The sequence below is a fragment of the Thalassoroseus sp. genome, from assembly GCF_984380535.1.
Genome location: NZ_CFHRBF010000017.1, coordinates 35012 through 55823 on the forward strand (window position 1 = coordinate 35012; position 20812 = coordinate 55823).

At 52.8% G+C, this 20812-nt stretch carries 10 protein-coding genes; 5 read left to right on the forward strand and 5 right to left on the reverse strand.

Annotated features, from left to right (window positions below):
* Window positions 1-25 precede the first annotated feature (25 nt).
* Window positions 26-5401, reverse strand: coding sequence for a DUF1583 domain-containing protein (locus tag AC5DDB_RS22060; protein ID WP_491741939.1), 5376 nt, complete (start codon window positions 5399-5401; stop codon window positions 26-28).
* Between the two features lie 793 nt (window positions 5402-6194).
* Window positions 6195-7766 carry a sigma 54-interacting transcriptional regulator gene (locus tag AC5DDB_RS22065; protein WP_491741940.1) on the reverse strand — a complete coding sequence of 524 codons (1572 nt, stop codon included), beginning with the start codon at window positions 7764-7766 and terminating at the stop codon, window positions 6195-6197.
* A gap of 210 nt (window positions 7767-7976) precedes the next feature.
* Here AC5DDB_RS22065 and AC5DDB_RS22070 point away from each other — a divergent pair, with 210 nt between their 5' ends.
* The 5 genes from AC5DDB_RS22070 (at window position 7977) to yciA (ending at window position 13290) form a co-directional block, all read left to right on the forward strand.
* Window positions 7977-9155, forward strand: coding sequence for a DUF3419 family protein (locus AC5DDB_RS22070; RefSeq protein WP_491741941.1), 1179 nt, complete (start codon window positions 7977-7979; stop codon window positions 9153-9155).
* Complete coding sequence (locus AC5DDB_RS22075; RefSeq protein ID WP_491741942.1) at window positions 9152-10114, forward strand: GNAT family N-acetyltransferase; 963 nt, start codon at window positions 9152-9154, stop codon at window positions 10112-10114. The genes AC5DDB_RS22070 and AC5DDB_RS22075 overlap by 4 nt, the downstream gene beginning before the upstream one ends.
* Before the next feature lie 3 nt (window positions 10115-10117).
* Window positions 10118-10816 (forward strand): iron-containing redox enzyme family protein, encoded by a 699-nt coding sequence (locus AC5DDB_RS22080; RefSeq protein ID WP_491741943.1) that lies wholly within the window; start codon window positions 10118-10120, stop codon window positions 10814-10816.
* Window positions 10817-11123: 307 nt separating this feature from the next.
* Window positions 11124-12617 (forward strand): sulfatase family protein, encoded by a 1494-nt coding sequence (locus tag AC5DDB_RS22085; protein WP_491741944.1) that lies wholly within the window; start codon window positions 11124-11126, stop codon window positions 12615-12617.
* A 241-nt stretch (window positions 12618-12858) separates the two neighbouring features.
* Window positions 12859-13290, forward strand: coding sequence for an acyl-CoA thioester hydrolase YciA (gene yciA, locus AC5DDB_RS22090; RefSeq protein WP_491741945.1), 432 nt, complete (start codon window positions 12859-12861; stop codon window positions 13288-13290).
* 617 nt (window positions 13291-13907) lie between these two features.
* Here the strand turns inward: yciA and AC5DDB_RS22095 are convergent.
* The 3 genes from AC5DDB_RS22095 to AC5DDB_RS22105 form a co-directional block, all read right to left on the reverse strand.
* Window positions 13908-17000, reverse strand: a complete 3093-nt coding sequence (locus tag AC5DDB_RS22095) for an efflux RND transporter permease subunit (RefSeq protein ID WP_491741946.1) — start codon at window positions 16998-17000, stop codon at window positions 13908-13910.
* Complete coding sequence (locus AC5DDB_RS22100) at window positions 16997-18295, reverse strand: efflux RND transporter periplasmic adaptor subunit (protein ID WP_491741947.1); 1299 nt, start codon at window positions 18293-18295, stop codon at window positions 16997-16999. Before AC5DDB_RS22100 ends, AC5DDB_RS22095 begins: the two co-directional genes overlap by 4 nt.
* A gap of 88 nt (window positions 18296-18383) precedes the next feature.
* The gene (locus AC5DDB_RS22105; protein ID WP_491741948.1) at window positions 18384-19940 is read right to left on the reverse strand and encodes a TolC family protein; all 1557 of its coding nucleotides are present in this window, start codon (window positions 19938-19940) and stop codon (window positions 18384-18386) included.
* Window positions 19941-20812: the final 872 nt, after the last annotated feature.

Here is a 20812-nt window from a genome sequence, read left to right on the forward strand (position 1 = left end):
AAGTCGGATTCCAGCGACCTGCGTTTTAGTCTGGGTTGACCCATTCGACGGGTTGCAGAATTTCTGTACCGGAGAAAGCAATCTTGCCATCGGTTGGCGAGAATTCGCAATTGCGAATGTGATAGTTCTCGGGCTGTCCCTCCCAAAGAGTGGCGATATTCGGCTGTTTACGACTCACCGAGTAGATCTGAGGACCCCCGAATTCTGGGTTTTGCATGGCAAATAGCACTTGCTGATTGTCGGCACTAAACGTGAAATCATGATACAAATTCAACTTGGGAGTGTACAGAATTTGTGTTTGAGGCGTTGGTTCAATGTCAATCACAACGACTTCGTCGCCGGAACCATCACGTCTCGCACCTAGGAAGGCGATTGCTCGACTATCATGTGACCAACCTAGATTCCAGTACGTCGAACGATAACGCGACGCATCCTTTCCCAATAACAGTGGTTGGCTTTCTTCGGTCTTTAGATCCGTCAGGAAGATGTTTCCTGACCTTCCATAGGCAATCGATCGTCCATCCGGTGAGAATTGGGCTCCCCACCCTAGCCGATCGATCGTGCGTCGATTCTGCCCATCGACATCCATCAGAACCACCCCGCGTCCCGATTCAGACTGAACGATTTGTTTTCCATCAGGCGAAAGGCTCGGCATACACCCAGGCCCGACATCCTTCAAGTTTTTGCCATCGGAATCCATGATCATAATCCGCGATGTCGACACAGGACCGGTCGAGGTGTCAAAGACAATCTTTTTCCCATCGGTCGAGAACTCCGGCGAACCGACGAATTGATAACCGGGTTTGGGACTGGCAATCTGACGCACGTCGCGACCGTCCTTTTTCATGATCGCGAGAACTTGATGCTTCTCGTCAGCGCGGGGTCGAAGGTACTTGAGGCTTTCGGCTCGCATCGTGAGGTTCTTCCAAACCACTTTCGCTTCACCTCCGCCAAAAACCCCGACTTTCAGTTGCACGCCTTCCATTTTGATGTCGGCGTCGTGAACGGTCTCGGATCGCAGGATTCGAAACGCTTGTGAATTCCCCTCCGCGAAAAGCCAATAGATGGTCTTGTCGATGCGGACAACTCGTAGAGTTCCACTGAGCGATCCCTCTTGCGATTGCAGACCGAGATAGCGTTTCTGGCCCGTTGCGTCAGCAGTGACAAACTGGGCGACAATCGCATGTTTCTCAGCGGTGGTTTCCCCCCGCATCACGCGAATTTGCTGAGCGAGTGGATCGGCTAGCAAGAGGTCTAAAATCGCGAAGGCTTGCTCGGAGTCGTTGACCTGGAGACCGGCAATCTCAACCCGAATGTCAAAATTCCCACCCACAGAGAACCGAGAAGCGAAACCGGCCATCACCCAAGCTCGGTTGCCAACGACATTGGAATGCAAACCATTAGAATCATGAGTTAGAGTCTGCTCAGCATCTCGCCCCGAATAGTTGAAGTACTGTGGAGGCATTCCATCTTGAGCAAAGTCATGAGAAAACATAGCCTTGAGATTACTAGTCGACTGTTCGAGGGCGGCAAGTTCCGGATCGGCTATACCTTGCTGTGAGGGAGGCGGTATGACCGTTGGCCAGTCGCCACGCATAACCACCTTGCGGACTTTCAATTCAGTCTGATCGGCAAAATGAAACAACCCGAAAGTGCGGCGGTTGGTGGTTTCCATTGGCCGCTCGTAGACGAGTTGGCCATTTAACTCGGCGGATACGATATTCCCGTTAATCGACAACTTCACTCGGTTCCAACTGTCGACGTTGAGCGGAAGTGTCTCTGGCCCCCGACGATTCTCCAGTTCCGTGGTCTCGTTTGCTGGGTCGACTGAAGTCCGATCGTGACGACCATCCGTCACCCAATGCATTCGAACTCCTGCGGGATCGAGTAGAAACACCATTCGATCGAATGCTGGATGTGCTGCATACGACTTCGGCGAATAATAGAACTCGTACTCAATCGTTCCATTCTCAGCTAGAGGTCGCTGATAGCGTAACAAGTTTTCACAGTTCGAACCGGCAAGCTCTTTACGTTGCCGACCAATAATTTCGGTCGAACCGATAGCATCGTCGTTCAACTCCCAACTTGTGGCCTGCGAATCGTCTTCTGTCGTCCATTGAAAATAGGGTAGCCAACTCGACCAATGCATTGACTCGGAGATTTCGATTTCGCTCGGGACTTTTGGACTCCCCGAGATAAGAAAGTTGCGGAACCTGCCGCTGGCATAATCGCTACTATGGAACCCCGCCCAGGGAGAGGGTGTCGCAGCCAGTTGATCGTCGAGGACTAAACCACCGTTGAGGTAAATCTGGCGATGTGGTCCGTCGATAACCGCTCGGAACCGATGCCATTTGTCATTCTTTTGCCAAAGGTGCGGTCGCTTTTGAATCGAATGACCATCACGAAAGTTCCCCACGATGATCTCATCAGCATTCAATCGGCTTCCACAGAACCGACCGCCAGCGAGAATCTGGTTGGCTTCAGAGCGATGGATCTCCGCAGTGACTTGGTATTGCCCAGAAAGCGGCCATCGATAGAGCAGAAAATCGTTTGCATCGCCTTGCCGGAGTGAAACTTCACGATTGCTATCGACATCCCACTGACCATGCGGAATGCCCTGACCACGCCTCGCGGAAGTCGTCCTCGAAACGGGAATCCAATCACGCAATCGATCCGTCGCTGCACTATTTTCTGTCGCTGTTTTGCCGTCGAGATATGTATGCAGTAACGAATTGAGATGAACGTTCCAAACGTCGGAAAGTCCTGCTTGATGTCGATGTTGGTAAAGTCGGCTAATCAAATCTCCGAGTATGTTCGATTGACAACCATTCCGAACCGCGAAGTCGACAAGCTGGAGTTCCGACGTAAAGTTCTTTGACCGCGTCTCGAAAGCTTCGTTCACAAAAGCCAGCAAGCGAAACATGTAATCCTCTGCTTGGGCGGAGTCGTTCGACTCTAAGGCGAGCATGCTTAGCAATGCTAGTCTTGCCCGGCGTTGATTCTCACCCTGTTTGTCAGAGACCGCTTTAACACGTTCAATCAGTTGATTCAGTTTATTGAGCTTGCGAGCCAAGACCAACAGATCTGCAACGGGACTGACAAATTCACCTCCGGATTTTGAGCGATAACGTTGCGGTTCTAAGTGGAAAGCTAATGGCGAGGGATCGGTCGGTGTGAATTCACCCGTCAATCGAATGGCTGTATGGCTTGCACTTGGACAGACCCAATCGGCTAAGAACTGGTACGCTTGATTGTCTGGCAGGCTAGCTGCATGCCGTCGAATCCGACGAACATTTTCAGCAAGAAACTCTTCACCGCAAAGTGTTGCTTTCGCTCGCACGTTTGAGCTTGCTAGATGGTCTTCGAAAGTCGTTGTTGGATCTTGTAAGAATTCTCGAGGAACCGTTTCTGGCCAATCGCCAGTTAAAACGACATTACGAACGCGAACACTCGACTTCGCCCGATCTCGATAAAAACCGAATTGACCAATCGCGTCTTTGTCGAGCGGGTGGACATAGATAGTTTCCCCATTTAGCTCCAAGCTGATTTGAGTTCCCGACCTTATCAACCGCACAGCGTTCCAGTCGTTCGCATTCAGAGGCAGTGGCCGGGGCCCTCTTCGATTGAACGGTTCGGTAATCGCATTGTCGGTTGGAAGCGTTGTCCACTCGGCTTCGTTATCAGTAATCCAATGGATCCGAACGCCCTCAGGTTCCATCAAAAATGCTAGTCGATCAAAGGCAGGATGAACTAGCATCTCGCCGGGCTGATAATAGAAATCGAATTGAACAGTCTCGTTCGCCAGGATAGGTCGTTGATATCGCAACAAACTTTGGACGACTCGATCCGGTGATGATTCCAGTTTAGAGCTTTGAATTTCACCATTGTGAAACTTCCAGATGGCATCTTCTTCAGGTAGGGAATCGTGAAAGCGTGTGATTCGCTCCGCAAACAGCCTGGCAGTCCATCCCCGAATATTCTCGCTGCCGATCAGGTTGACTGATCGGGGTATCACCGGCGATCCCGATAAGCGAATGTTTCGAAAGAGGGGGCGATGGTTGCCATAGGCTCGCAGGCCAATCCAAGGACTGGCAGATGCATCCGATTGATCGGACCACATGAGGTGACGATTGACTTGATAAGAGACTTCGCCGTTCTCCGACCGGATGACACAAGTATTAAATTCCGGTTGTCCTGGTGGATACAAGTACGGACACGCTTTTTCGATCCGATGTGTAAAGTTCGCATCCCAGATCGTCAAAGTATGGTTTCGCGAGTTTGCAAAAAACTGCAAGCCTCCGTAAACGAGTCCGCCATCCGTCACCACACGCCCGCCCTCTTGCGCCTCACATGAAAACTCAAACTCGCCTGCTAGCGGGTACCGAAAAAACAAGATGTCATTGTGATCGCCTGCGAGGTGAAGCAGATGTTCTTCGTGCGACAACCAAACCGGTTCTGGTGCTCCTGCTGCGTTTTGACGGTAGTACCCTTCGGTGACCGGCACCCAATATTTGAGATAATTCGCATGCAAATTTGCGGCTACCGTCTTCGCGTATGTCTGCTGTACAGCCTCGCCATGCAGCGATCTCAGAATTGACCGCAAGGAATAGTTCGTCGAATCCATCGCTAGTTCGGACAAGTCTTGGAAGATGGACGAGCTAGTCGTCTGCAAGTCTTTACGATTCAAAGCGGCCGCCCCGAGTGCAATGCTTAATGCATGGACTCCCGAATACGACGATTTCGCTTTCGGCACACGCCTGTTAAGCTTAGTGACAAGCTGTCGCAGAGGTTGTATTAGTTCCTGGTGTTGCCCTTGTTCGTCGGCTAGTTTCGCGAACATCAACAAGACATCGGCGTTTCGAATATTCTGTGAGTTCAGAGACTCAAGTTCGCTCATTAGGTTTGAAAGACGACCGAGTTCATAGGCGGCTTGCACAAGTTGCCAACCGGTGCAATACACCCCACGAACACTCCCGATTCTCGCAATTGCAAAAACATCTTCTCGCGGACGTTCACGCAACGCTCGGGCGAAAACTTCCGGTGGGGAACTACGTGGCACAGGCGATGCGAAGATGCGGATCGTTTTGCGAGACTCCGTTGGCATGGTCCACTGGTGAAGCAAGTCATACCGTTCGGCAACGTCCATTTTTCTTAGCAGTCGTGCCAAACCACCGGCCGCTGCGGGAAATCCGCTGTCGACTTTGTCGAGCCAGTTCTCATCAAGATCGACCTCCTGGCCAATCAGCTCCAAGGCTTCGCTCACTCCGTTGGTAGAAAGCTCGGCTAAAACACGCGTGCCGACAGGATGCTGTGGGCTGGCACTCTCAACCATCGACGATTGCAAAAATGCGGAGCTCGCGATCAGCATCGCGAACAAGCGGGACTTTGACATATGAAGCATCGGAATTGCCTTCCAAGCTGGCAGGTACTAGGCGAACACAGAACTTGTGTCACACGGGCTTTTCGGACGGATACTCCTAGGTTCCACGGCCTCAATAGGAAAATCAAGCGACCTAAGAAAATCCGTTGCGAAATTTAGAAGTCGATTCGGACAGTAACCCTCTGGCTTTCGCATTGACAACCGAATTGGCCCGGCGAAGACCACGATAAAAGTTTTGCCGTTAGTTTGAGGAAGCGACAAGATACTCGTCGGATTTGATAGTGCACTCACGTCCTAAACCTGCAAATCGGATCGGATACCCGCATCGCAGTTGGAGACTCGAAGTGCGAAGACCTGCGGATCGTTCACCCATTGTTATAGTTTGCTCTCAAACGTCCCTCGGCAGTTAATACCTGTGCTGGGATCCCAGAAGCCAAGGTCTTCACTTTCTCCCGAGGTCAATGCGACTTTTATAAGGCGGCTGAATTGATCGAAGCTATTGCCTTTGGCCAAGGTGGGAGTGATTGCATTGTCCGCGAAGGAGGGCGATGTCTGTTCTCGCGGATCGGTTTTAGCGAAACGATTGGCACCGGTCATTGGATTTCAGCTGAGGAACCGATCACAACATGAACACGAATTGAATACCCTATGAATTTCGCCACTCCCTTGCGTTCGTGGTTCAATGCGAAGACAAAACCATTCCGAGGGGATGAAAGCCATCGTCTTTTAGCTTATTCGTGGACACAATGAGTCTGCTAATCCAATCAAGAGTTTCTCAGGGACTACGACCATTGCCTCGACAAAGGCGGGCTGATCAGAGAGAATCATCCATTTCCTGAAAAAGTGCGACCAATTGCGGATCGACCTTTTTTCGCACCGTCTTCCAGTCGACGCCGAGTCGTCTTCCGGCAGCCTGATATGTTCCCGTTCGGGCATAAACTAGCGAATGGTAGTGACGCTGAAGTTCCTCATCGGTCAATTGCCCTGTCATCAAAGCTTCAAGAAACCGTTCGTAAACTGTGGACTGAGTCGGCCGGCGATTAATTGGCGGTTGATAGTGTTTTCGAATCATTACACTTCGAACGCATTGTTCCAACTCACGAATGTTGCCAGGCCAGGGGTAGTCTGCCCCAAGGTGCGACTCCACCCACTCGACGACTTCCGTCGTCAGTTGATCGATCTCAGCCGACAGGTCGCCAACCACTTCGTCCACAATATGACGGACGATACGGGCTAAATCACTCGGTTGACCGGCGAGTTGCTCTCGTAGACTTGGCGTGTGGATGGTGTCGGCACACATTCGAAAATAGAAGTCTTCTCGAAACCTGCCTGCTTGCATCTCGGCGACAAGGTCTCGATTCGTGGCAGCGACCAGTCGCCCTCGGAATTGTCGCGGATTACCAAAATCGCCGACGCGATGGAATTCTCGCGTCTGCAAAACGCGAAGCAACTTGACCTGGATTTCCGTGGTCAGTTCCCCAACTTCATCAAGGAACACGGTGGTTCGATGATCGTTACTTTCCAGTCGCCCGGATCGATCTTTGACAGCGCCGCTAAAAGCTCCTTTGACATGCCCGAAAAGTTCGGACTCGATGAGGGTCGGCGCAAGTGCTGCCAAATTGACTGCCCGAAAATTCCATTCGTTCGAAGCCGAAAACGATTTCGATTTCGGATCGAAATCAATGTACCTCGCCAGACCGATTGCCCGGGCGACGAGTTCCTTGCCTGTGCCGGAGGGGCCGGTGATCAGCGTAGAAACGGTATGCATCTGCTGATAAAGACCGCGGGTGTAACGCCGCATATCGTGCGTAAAAATCGACTGCCAGACTGCCGCTCGAAGACGAGTCATCGGGACCGACGTGCCGATCAGGAAATCGAAAATCAGATGAAAGGCTCGCTCGATCTGGAAGAAACAGGCAAGGGCATGCTGAGGCTCAAACGAATCCGGAAGACTCACATCCGGCAAACGCAGGTAATACGCGAAATCCTGCCGAAACTGTTCCCACAAGGGAAATGGTTGTGGTCCCGCAAAATCGCGTCGATGCGTTAGCTGATCGATTGGGTTCAGGTATTCGGAATAGAGATGATAAAGAGCCAAGTCCTGATAGAGCAGTAGTTCCCGTTCGTTGACCGAGTCTTGAGACACGATTGCATTGCGGAACTGATCGGTCAACTGCTTCGCCAGCGAGCGAAGCCGTCTCTGATTGGGGAATATCTCTTCGAGTGAGACACCCGGCTGCTGACTCAAAACTACTCTGCCAGCCGCATGCTCGTCGCCAAGCGCGATCCGTTCTAACTCGATGCGTTCCGGCAGAAACGGATTGCAGTAACCGATCCCCGCAATGGCTTCTGCCTGGCGGCGTTCTTTGTGCGACAAACCGTTCATCATCGCCCCAAGATACAACTCATGCGACTTTTATTGGAGGACACCCTACAAAAAATGTCGCCCCAACACCAAGCAAACTTCGCTCTCACCAATGCAACGCAATCTAACCCTTTGCAGTCACATACTTTGCAAATCGACACAAATTTTGGCACGCAAATCGCCTAAGGGCTGCCTGTCCGGAAACCGTATTGGAGCCTCCGAATTCGCACCATGACCGCTACTCGTTTCAAACCATCGCCAATCCTGACGACCACGGGGAACATACAAATGAATGCTTGGCCGATTTCCGCTCACAAAGAGAAAGTCCCAGTTGCACCATGGGCGATCGAAGCCGCGACGCTCCCTGTCACGTTCGCTCAGGTTCGTGAAGATTCTCGAATCGATTCATGGGTTGTCGAACAAACCAAGCGACCGGTCGATGTGGTGATGGTCGCTTCCGGGGGCTGCACCGCGGCTCACTTGGCTGCAACACCGAACGTCAGGCGAATCCATTTGGTCGACCCGAATCCGTCGCAACTGGCTTTATCACGACTCAAACTTCAGCTCTTAGCAACGGTCGATCCGACTACACGACTAGAGATACTCGGCCACAAGCCGATGACACCGAAAGATCGGCGAACATGGCTGGAACGGACATTATCGGATCTCGAACTACCAACCGACACGCTCGGTCCGTTGTCACTAGTTGCCCGTATCGGACCAGACTATGCCGGTCGATACGAATGCGTCTTCGCAGCTTTGCGCGACGAACTAAGCGACGACAGCCACGAGATTGAGACGATACTTCGACTGAACAACCCAGCCGACCAAGCCGATCGAATCGTGAGATCGTCACCTCTTTGGCAACGGATTGAAATGGCTTTCCACACGGTCTTCGCTCGAGAAAATCTGGTCAAACTATTTGGTTTAGAAGCCACTCAAAACACTCTTGTACCGTTCTCACAGCATTTCTTGAAACGACTTCGACATGTGCTGTCCAAATTACCGGCCGCCAGCAATCCCTATCTCTGGCAAATGTTAGCCGGACTTTATCCTGTTGGCCATGAAGTTCCTTGGCACCAAAAAACTATTCCGACTGCCTTGCCAGAAGTTACATGGTGCAATAGTTCAATGACCCAAGCATTGTTTAGAACGGCAAATGAATACGACTTCGTCCATCTTTCGAACATTCTCGATTGGCTACCGGCGACCGAGGCCAAGCTGACACTGGAGGCAGCCTGGCACGCGTTACGACCAGGTGGTTCGGTGCTCATTCGCCAGTTGAATTCCGCACTGAGAATTCGCGATCTCGATAGCCCCTTTGAATGGCACACATCAAAGGCGAGTAAGCTGCACGCAACTGACCGGAGTTTCTTTTATCGCCAACTCCACTGGGGGACGAAACGATGATCGTCCACCAGCTTTGTGATCCGCCTTCAGAACCTATATCAGATGCATTGACACGATTCGAAGAACAATTCACCTACTCGCTCGGGGAAGGACAGACCTTTCGCATCTCACACGGCGAGGACTATCCACGATTCTTCCGGGCGATGGGCAACGGAGTCTGTTTCGTCGCAGAGTCGAACGGTCGAATCGCTGGCGTACTAGCTGCAAGCATTCGCCAACTAACAACGCCCACAGGAGATCAACACACGGCCGTATACTTCGGTGACTTGAAGATCGACCCGGCTATGAGACGAGGCAAGATCTTGCTACGTCTAGCAGATGCCGTTCGTTGCTGGACTGATCACTATCGTGCTCATTCGCCTGTAACGGCGGCATACGCAGTGGTCATGGACGGAACTGCATACACACCCGCGTCTTATACCGGCCGGCTGGGTATTCCTCGATTCTCAAAATTTGGAAGTATCGCAATCCTGCGACGACTTGCCTCGCAACAAAACAATTCCCCCAATTGCGAATGGATAGCAACGCCAGAACAAGCAATTAGCTGTTATAAAAACCTGAGCGCTGACGGGTACTTTTGTTCTGACGGTCGTATCGAAGAACGATCAGAAACACCGCCAACCTGGCTAATGAAGCCTAACGGCCTAGCATGCGGATGCTTAGAAGACACCCGAAGAGCCAAACGATTAATAACTAGCGACGGACTCGAACTCCGAAGCGCACATCTCTCTTACTTCGCCTATCAATCGCCTCGTGAGGGCGTCGAGCTATTCCGACAAGCCGCCACCTACTCAACCGACGACCACGCAACGGGATTATTCGCAGCTATTCCGTACGAAGATGCTACGTACTTTCAACAGATGCTAGAGAAAAACGAAGCGACTATCACCTCAGCCACCGTCTTTGGCGTGGCTTTAGAACCCGATAAACGTTGGTACCTTAACACTTCGGAGATCTAAACCATGATGACAACAACTCGTGCTCCACAAGTCACCGCTCGTGCAGACGCCGTTCTACGTAACACTCGATTGCTCGAAAACCCTTACTTCGAAACACTCTTGAATGAAGACATGTCGCTCGACCTCTTCCGAAGGACGCAGGAACAGTTTCAGTTTGCAGTGCAATTCTTTCCGCGGCCAATGGCGGCGTTAGTCGCCCGAATTCCTGAACCACAACAGCGACTCGAGATTCTTCACAACTTAGTTGAAGAGCATGGCGACTTTAATGAAAGCGCGTTCCACCAAACAACCTTTCGTGAGTTTCTCAGTACGATTGGCAGCGACGTCGAACTCGTCGGTCACTCCACGATCGAGCCGGCCGTGCATGCATTCAACAACACTTTGAACGCCGCTTGTATGCTCGACGAATTGGAAGTCGGAATTGCCTGCATGGGAATCATCGAGTACTCATTCTCAGATGTTTCTGCCACCATCGGTTCTGTAGTCGTACAACGCGATTGGGTTTCTGAGAACGACCTCGTTCACTACAAACTCCATGCAGAGATTGATGCCAGACACGCGGAAGAGTTCTTTGCAGTCATCGAGACAACATGGTATGACCAGAAGCGACGCCGGTACATCGAACAAGGCCTGGAACTTGGAGCCTATATTTTTGACCGCCTCTATCGCGACCTGCTGAAAGCTGGAATCGATGAGTATTAAGTTCGATGCCCCATGCAACTCTTACTAGGTTTGACTCAAGTTGTCTCGCACATCAAGAACATAGGATTCCGCAATCGAATTTGACTAGCTTTTCAAACACAGTCGCTAACAGGGCAATTGAGGTTTTGTATCCTTCCCAAAACGCTAGGGAGGTACTTTGGCAACCTTCGCGGCATCAAACATACTGGCAATACCGAGTAGCCTATGATAGTCTGCGACGAGATCGCGACTGTTTCTCCTCACTGCGAACTGACCGTCGTTCTCAATCAAGATCTCGAAGGCATATCACCCGATTCCGGAGCATCGCATGCTTTTCCGCAAGCTCATTCTTATTGTTTTCCTCACTTTGCTAGTCAATCTATCACCTCCCACAGTGACAGCTGATACCCCGAATGTCCTTCTAATTATTACGGACGAGCATAATTTTCGGACGTTGGGATGCTATCGTGAGTGGATGCCACGCGAGCAAGCGGAAATGTGGGGACTAGGAGCCGTCGTCTCGACACCTCATCTCGACCGACTCGCCAAGGAAGGTGTCTTGTGCACGCGAGCCTATGCCACCTCGCCAGTTTGTTCTCCCTGCCGGGCTGCCATGATTACCGGGAGATATCCTCATACCGTCGGCGTTCCGACGAACAACCGAGTCCTCGATCGCTCAGTGCCAACACTGGCAGATCGTTTAAACGATGCAGGTTATCGAACAGCCTTCTTCGGGAAATGGCATCTCGGCGGGAATGGTAAACCCGAATGGCAACCTAAAGTTGACGGCGGATTTCAGTTCACGAAATTCATGTTTAACCGTGGGCATTGGAAGAAGTTCATCATGGAAGATGGGCAACCGATGGTAGGAGCAAGAAAGAATGGCAATCCGACATATGCGTTGGATGGGGCCGACAGCAAATCGTTCGCAACGGACTGGCTGACTGATCGAGCGATTGACTACATCACGAATCAGGATGAGAAGAGTCCATTTTTCGCGGTGATCAGCTATCCAGACCCACATGGCCCGAACACAGTACGCCCGCCTTACGATCATCAATTTGACGAGCTTCCTTTCATGCCCCCGAGAACCTACCTCAGCGGCAGTCCTAAACCCAAGTGGCTAGGCGGCCCGAAGAACCACCCGAAGTTTCGGGGCGATGACATGTCAAGATACTTCGGCATGGTGAAGTGTCTTGACGACAATATCGGTCGGTTGCTTAGTCAGCTGGAAGAAACGGACCAACTCGACGAAACACTCGTCATCATGACGAGTGATCATGGGGACCTATGTTATGAACACGATCGGCAAAACAAAGGAAACCCCTATGAGGGATCAGCCCGGGTGCCAATGATTCTGCGGTACCCCGAACGAATCGAGAAAGGGCAAGTCTATACACAACCAGTTGGCACTGTCGATTTGACTCCAACAGTCATAGGACTGTTGAACTTGCCTAGCGACCCTAAAGATCAAGGCCGGAATCTGTCGGTCGAGCTAAGTCATTCAACAGAAGTGCGCAACAATAGCGAAGGACCACGAGTGACAATTCTGCGTAATGCCGGGCAAAGTGCTCAGTGGGTAGCCGCCGTGGACGCACAGTATAAGCTGATCATCTCCGTCAACGATTCCCCCTGGCTATTTGATGCCCAGCAAGACCCCGACGAACTACAGAACTTTTATAGCAAGCCGGCATCTAAACCCATCTCAAAACGTCTTGCACAAGCTTTGCTCAAATACGGAAAGGTTAATCAAGATCCTTACTTAAAACATCCGAAGATTGCCGCTTCGCTCGACGAAATTTTGAACAGATCAACGAAGTAAAACACCGGCTTGTGATTCGACGTTAATGGCTAAGCTCTCGTATGCATTTAGTCGCTGATCTGCCTAGTTTAGAATCCATTCTGATACAGACAGATTTCAAAATGGATTGAATGACAGCGGGTCCGAGCAACACGATGAGGAATTGACATCGGCTGGACCATTGATAAGGCGTTCTGATTGTCTTACGATCGGTCGTGAGTCGCCACCGACATTACCTGTCATCGGAGAGTAGAGTCGTATCATGACCGACAATGTTGAAGACTGTCTCGTTCCGAGTGGGGAACTCGTACTGAGAACGCTTGCCATGCCTGCTGATACCAATCCCAACGGCGACATCTTCGGCGGCTGGATCATGTCGCAGATGGATATTGCGGGAGGCATTCTTTCCAAGGAAGCTGCCAACCATCCACGAATGGTGACAGTGGCAGTCGAGGCGATGCGTTTTCACAAACCCGTCAAAATTGGCGATGTCGTTTGTTGTTACGGTGCTGTCCAACGGGTCGGCAATACCTCAATCACAATTCATTTGGAAGTCTGGGTAAAGCCCGTCCTCAGACAGGAAGAGTTCGTTTGCCCACGGTTCATGGTCACCGAAGCCGACTTTACCTATGTCGCCATCGACGCTTTCGGAAACAAAACGAAGATTCGCAGGGTCGATCCATCAACTGCCTAAATGAATCGAGCGATCATCGTTGACACACAAGTTTAGAACGTTCGAAGCCCCAACGAAACTCTCCCAAGTCGTGGCCAAACGCCTTGCTAACATACTAGCCGTGAGTTCTAATCACTAGGGGATCGTCGCCGACAGGATGGACTTAGTAGTCGTCGGCTCATCAGAAATTGAGGCGACGGTATCGACTAAGATTGTTGACTCAAATCGATATGCAACCACTCTTGATCTCCATCATCTCAAAGTGTTTCATAGCTTCTTGAGAACCATTACACTTTGAACCTATGGATCAGAATTCGAACGAGTAGTGGAGTCTTCCTGATTGCTCAAAGTTCGAAGACTAGCTGGCCTGTTGGACTTCAGTATCCGGAGAGTCGTCATCGCAGTCGTGTAAGTCGATGGGCGTTAGAGTCCACCAACGACATCTTGCACTGGGACTCGTCCGTGTTGTCAAACGAGATCCATGACCTCTATCTCGCATTTCGTGAGATGACAATCACTTGTGCCGATCTAGCGGGTGGATCTTCGCATCGCGAGTCATTTGCACGGCGCTTCGAACCCTTGAGTAGCACGCCATGTTGCGATTGATGGCTGCGATGATTCGTTGTTAGCGATTTGTCTTAAACGTCGATCGATTCCGGCGGTTTTTGCATGGCGGGACCGGCGAAGCGTAGGAACAAGGGCGGGATGACGAGCAGATTGAGCAGCGTCGACGTCGTCAGGCCGCCGAGAATCACGAAGGCCATCGGGTACTCAATTTCATGACCAGGCAGATTGCCACTGATGATCAACGGTATGAGTGCCAAGCCGGTGGTGAGAGCGGTCATCAGAATCGGCGGGAGCCGTTCTTCGGCCCCTCGTAGCACCAACTCCCGACCGAACGGCATACCTTCTTGCCAACGCAAGTGTCGATAGTGTTCGATGAGCATAATGCCGTTGCGAGCTGCCACTCCCAATACGGTCACGAAGCCGATCAGCGAACCCAGCGAGATTACTCCACCCGCGATGAACGCCCCTCCGACGCCACCAATGAGCGCAAACGGGAGCGCCATAAAAATTAGCATGACCAACCGCACGCTTTGGAAATCCACATAGAGCAACAACAGAATTCCAATTAGTGAGCCGATCGAAAGAATGAGCAATCGTTGTCGAGACGCCTGGGCTTCCGCGTATTCGCCGAGGAACTCCGGATGGTAGCCCTGGCCGAATTGGACTTGGCTGACGACCGTCTTTTCGACGTCTTCCGCTACGCTGCCCAAATCGCGACCGTCGACATTGCAGATCACATCAATCCGCCGGGATGCACCTTCGCGTTTGATCGAGTTGGGTGCCGGCCGTATCGAGATGTCGGCGACATCGCTTAAAGGAACTTGTGCTCCCGAAGGTGTATCAATGAGCAATTCCCTGAGCGCGTCAATGTCCCGTCGGACCGACTCGGTCCCCCACACAACCACACCGTAGATTTTTTGTTCCTCGTAGACTTCGCCCACGCGAGTGCCGTTGACTAGGGTGGACGTGGCACTGATGACATCGCCAGGGGTCAGCCCGAACACAGCGGCGGCTTCCGGGCGGAATCTCACTTGAACTTGCGGGACCAGCACTTGCTGCTCGACTTTGAGGTTCGTCACGCCTTCGACCGTCTTCATCACTGCTTCCACTTCGTCGGCTTTCTCGCGGAGCGTCTCCAAATCCGGACCGTAGATCCGCACGACAATCGCACCGCTGGCACCGGTCAGTACTTCTTTGATCCGCTCGGTCAGGTAGGTCAACAGGTCACGGTATAAACCGGGATATCCATCGACGACTTCCTGCACCTCCGCAACGGTTTCCTCGTAAGGCACGTCTTCGTCGATGCTGATCCAAAGTTCGGTGAAGTTAGGACCGACCACCTCATCCGCAACTTCCGCCCGACCGATGTGTGCACCGAAGTTGCGAACTCCTTTGATGGATCGCAATTCTTCGCTGGCTCGGATTGTGATCCGATTCATGGCATCAATGCCGATTCCGGGTTTTTCGACCCAGTGCATTAGGAAGTCGGTCTCTTTGAACTTGGGCATCAACTCTTCGCCCAACTGCGTGACTCCGAATCCGGCTGCGACAAACAATACCGTCGACGCACCTAGCACCAACCACGGTTGGCCGATCAACAATGGGAGGATACGTCGGTAGCCACCTTTGAGCAGTCTGGTTAGTGGCGATTCACGATCGCGACGAGCGGCCTTGGGCAGCAACATCAGTGAAAGGGCCGGCGTAACCGTCAACGCAACGCCCAGCGACGCTAGAATCGCCAAGACATACGCTCCGGCGAGCGGGCGGAAGAACGAACCAGCCAAACCCTCCAGAAAAAACACCGGCAATAACGTGAGCACCACAATCATGGTGGCGTACACGACTGCGCTGCGGACTTCGAGGGAGGCATCGAACACTACGCGAAATGCAGATTTCGGTTGAGGCAACTCGGCGTTCAATCGCAACCGACGCAGGATGTTTTCTACATCGATGATGGCATCATCCACCACCTCACCGAGTGCGATAATCAATCCGGCTAACACCATCGTGTTAATCGTTTGGCCACGGTAATACAGAATCAACGCAGCAGCAGTGAGTGAAAGCGGAATCGCCAAGCTGCTAATCAATGCAGCTCGCCAATCAAACAGGAACAGTGTGAGAACGACAATCACCAAGACGCAGCCGATTAGCAGCGACTGGGAGAGATTCTCCAATGCCCGTTCGATAAACGTGGCCGGTCGGAAGATCGTGGTGTCGACTTCCACATCGGTCAGCGCCGGTCCGAGAGCCTTCATCGCCGCTTCGACGTTCCGCGTGACGTCTAACGTGTTCGCCCATGGTTGCTTTTCGACGATCAGCATGATGCCGGGACCGTCGTTGATAATCGCGTCCCCAATCGGCGGCGGCGAGCCGATGCGAACATCCGCCACCTCACCAAGTAACACCGGGGCATTGTTGCGATGGGCGACAACTGTGTCCGAGAGATCATCGGTGTCCGTAATCGGAGCGACGTGTCGAATCGCCAGCCGTTGGTTGGGTGTATCGACAAAACCACCGGAACCCACCGCCGTCGATCGCTGCACCGATTGCACGACGGTATCCAGCGTGAGATTGTTCGACCTCAGCCGATCGGGATCGACCAGCACTTGGAACTGCCGATCGTAGTCGCCCCAGATTGCGACATTCGCCACGCCTTCAATTGACATCAATCGTGGGCGAATCGTCCATTTCGAAAGGACCGTCAAATCCATCTGGGGGACGGTCTCCGATGACAACCCGATCTTCATCGCCCGACTCAACGAAGAGAGCGGCGGCAGAATGACGGGGGGTTTGACGACCGATGGCAGACGCGGAGCGCTAAGGGCCAACCGTTCCTGAACCAATTGACGAGCCGTCAGAAGATCAGTGCCTTGAGCGAAGATCAACCGAACCGACGACAACCCCAACACCGAATTCGAACGCACCGTTTGCACGTACGGAATCCCGTTCAGGGAGTTCTCGATCGGCACAGTGACGAGGCTTTCGACTTCCGTCGTGGAGAGACCCGGCGCTTCCGTTTGAATTTCCACCAATGGTGGAGCGAACTCAGGGAACACGTCGAGCGGGATTTCATCGGCGGTCCGAATGCCGACGACAATCAGCACAACGGCCGCCGCGAGCACCAGTACACGAAGTCTGAGCGAAGTCGAGACCAACCATGTCATTTTTTCGCTCCGAATTCAGTACCGAACAGTTCGGCCGTTCCGTCTGTGACAACTTCCGTGCCAACAGCCGGACCGTACTCCAAGACCGCTTCGGTCTCGGTTGTGAAGTCAACCAAAATCCGCTCGCGGCGAAATTGTTGTGGCCCCGAGCGGACGTAGACCCAAGTCGTTCCCTGGATATCACGCAGCACCGCGGTTCGAGGCACAACCAACCGAGACTCCTCAGTCCCCAACGGCAAACTTGCAAGCACGCGTTCGCCGGGACGAAACCGCTGACCGGCGTTGTTCACAGAAAAGTACAAGTCGGCAGTGGCGGCAATCGGGTCGGCAGAGGGCGGAGCCATCACAGACTTGGCAGACACCGATTCCTTAGAGGCAGATTGATCGACCGAACGAATTCGAATCGACGTATCAGGGGAAATCTGATCCAACAGCCCGACATAAACCGGCACGCGAACCCACAGTGTTTCCAAGTCGATGATTTCGAAAAGCGTCGTGCCCGCGGTTACATATTGACCGTCCGCAACTGCTAAGTTCCGCAAGACACCAGCATGCGGAACTCGAATAGGAATTGGCTGGGCGTTTCTGTCGGCCGCTGAGTTTTTTGGACTCGTTCCATTTTGCAAGCTGATGCCGCTGAGTGAATCCACCCGCTGCTTGGCCGCTTTCAACGATTCCTCCGCCACCGCAACGCGTGCCAAGGCATCATCGACTTCCTTAGCGCTGCCAGCGCGGTCTTGCAGGAGTTGTTGGGCCCGTCGCAACGCGATTTTGGCGGCCTCGACCTCAGCTTCGGCCGTCTTCATATCCCCCTGAGCCGCGACCTTGGCCGAGATCAACGCAACTTGGGCATTCGCCACTTGCACTCGTTCAGCCGGTGTAAGAACGTCACGTTCGGGAGAAAGCAGCGGCTTGATGCTTACAACGGACTCGCCGGTTTCAATCCACGTGCCAGGTCGAGGGGCGTTGTGTTCCGAGTCACGTGATCTCAATTCCACAGTGCCCGCGACTGGTGCTGTCACAATCAAAGCGGCTCCGTCGGGAAGCATCACTTCGCCACCGATTGTCCGTTGCCGACCGATTGTTTTGCGAGCAACGGGAACCGTTTTGATCCCCAGTCGCGACTCCGCTTGTTCGGTCAGCGTGATGCGATAGATATCCCGCTCATCAGGGTGCGCTTCGATCTTCGCAGGCGACTTTGACTTCGTCGACGAGCCCGACGGATTCCCGCCGCAACCACAAATACACCCGATGAGAGTCAGTCCACCGATCCATTGAAAAATGCAATTGGACATCAGAATCGGACCTCCATCGTGTGGCAAGAGTTGAGCGGAAGCAGGTCGTCAGTGTCGGTCCGCATGAAAACGTGTCGAAGTCAGCCAGTCAAGGTTTGCAATCGCCGGATGGGACAGGAGCTTGACACGAAACCGGTCGACACGCGGGTAGTTTGCGGAGAGTGGTCTGCGGGCTAATACTATCTTGCGCGGGAAGCGGAGCCAACTCTTCGGGAGACGGCAAGTAAGGGAGATCGAGTTCCACGCTGCCGACGCATTCCACTTGGTGGCCCACGCTTCGTTCCAACTCCGCAAGAGCCCGGCGAACATCGCCAGCCAACACGATTTCTTGCCCACGTGCGGTCAGATACTGTCCCAACGTCTGCAGCGTCAACAGGTAGGACGTCCCTCCGCGCTCATAGTTCTTACGCGCTAAGTCCGATGCATCCTGCGTAGCCGGTAGGATCTTTGTTTGCACGTCCGACAGATTGCGGGCGGCTTGCATTAATCTGGCGTGTGACGTCAGAACGTCGTTACGGATTTGGTCTCGCACGGTCACGTATTGTCGTTGAGCGGTGTTCAGATCCGCCTCGGCGATCGCAATGTTTCCTCGGTTGCGATTGAAGATCGGAATCGTGAACCGCGTCCCGGGTCCTGCCTCGTAGCCTTCGAATCCCTGACTATTCATGTCGAGGATGCCGTCGAACGTGAACCACTGACATTTCGCCAATTCCAAACGTTCCTGGGCCGCTTGAACATTCAGTTCCGCCGCTCGAAGATCCGGTCGAACGGCAAATGCTTCGGCTAACATTTCCTCGGCAGCCGGTACTTGCAGTGACCCAAGAGGTAGCCCGACGGCAACGATTTCGCTGGCCGAGCCTTGAATCCCCATCAGCACCAACAACTGCGCCTGAGCAATCGCGACTTCCCCGACGGCCCGAGTCCGATCGGCTTCGGCTTGCAGTGCATCAATATGCGGGGCGGCAGCTTCCAATTCACTGATCGCCCCCGCATCAGAACGCTTCCCAGCCAAACGGTCGATTTCTCGACGCAGTTCCAACGTCTCTTCCGCAAAAACCAGTTGTTGCTGGGCCATCAGGAGATTGGCATGAGCCACACGCACATCGCGAATCACGTTTAACCCGTTTTGCACCATCTGATCTGCAACTCGCATGAGATCGAGTTCGGCGGCTCGCTCGCGTATCGGACGCAGCCAAAGAGCGTCGATCGCCTGATATCCCGTCAACTCAAACTGTTTCGGCCCGACCGGGAAGAAGATCTGAACTTGGGGATCGGGTAGCAATCCCGCCGCCAGCAATTGAGCGCGCGAAACTCCGAGTGCTGCTAGCGACTCCTGAAATGCAGCGTTATTCCACAAAGCCACCGTTACAGCTTCATCCGCAGTCACGCCATCGGAAATGGTGACCGTTTCGGGAATCACCGATGTGCCGGGAGCCGTCACCGGACCAAGCCCAGTACCATTCCGCATCGCTAATTCCGCATCCACAACATGCCGTCGTGAACAGACTTCCGGCATTTGGCAGCCCAATGATGCGACAATCGCAGCCACGATCACACTGCAGAGGATGCTCGTCCTTCCCCACGACACGCCGAAACGGGCAGCTTCAGCAGTCTGCCGGGTCGCTTGGCCGTAGCTCTTGGACATAAATGGACCTCAAAACCAGGGCGACTCCCCGACAGGAAGGGTTGAAATCGCTACAGCCCTCACGACCGGCGCAATCCTCCAATACCTCTATCGAACCCTAGTTGCGAGAAGTTTAGGAAAAGCATGCCGATTGCCATGCAAGCAAAAAGACACACCAAACTCAACGCCCAAACAATCACAACAAGAAGGTGCCAAGCCCCGGCCACGTCCTCCCGCGTCTGAAACAGCCAAGAATCCGCCGTCTGAACAATCACACGAAAAACGGCCCAAACCCAAGAACAACAAGGGTTTGGACCGCAAGTCCCCAGTGAAAATGAAAATAGGGCCGGCCAGACTCGAACTGGCAACCAACGGATTATGAGCACGTTTCTTGGACAACTTTGGACACTTCGCAAATCATTCCCTGGTAACAACTTGTGCCGAGGTGACCGGACAGTGCTCTTTTAAGAAGTACAGAATCGGGTACAGAATTCACAGACACTGACGTCGAGATTTCCACTTATCGATTCGCACTTTAAATAGAAGCTCAGAACAAACGACTTTTTGTAGACGGGAGAAGCACGAAATGGCAATGGGGCGACCACCACAAGTAAAATGGTATCCCAGCAAGAACGCGTTCATGGTCACAATTCACGGAAAGCGGCATAACCTTGGACAGGAAGAATCTGAGGCAAATCGCACATACCACCTACTAATGGCAGAGGCAGAGGCATCGTCCACTCCCGACTGTGAAATCACGGTTGGATACCTTGCAAGAATATTTCTCGAATCATATGAGCATGCTGAGATTCGAACCCATGAGTTCTACGAGCGATACGTTGAGAAGTTTATTGCCGACAAACGAACGCTGCGAGTAGCCGAAGTCAAACCGC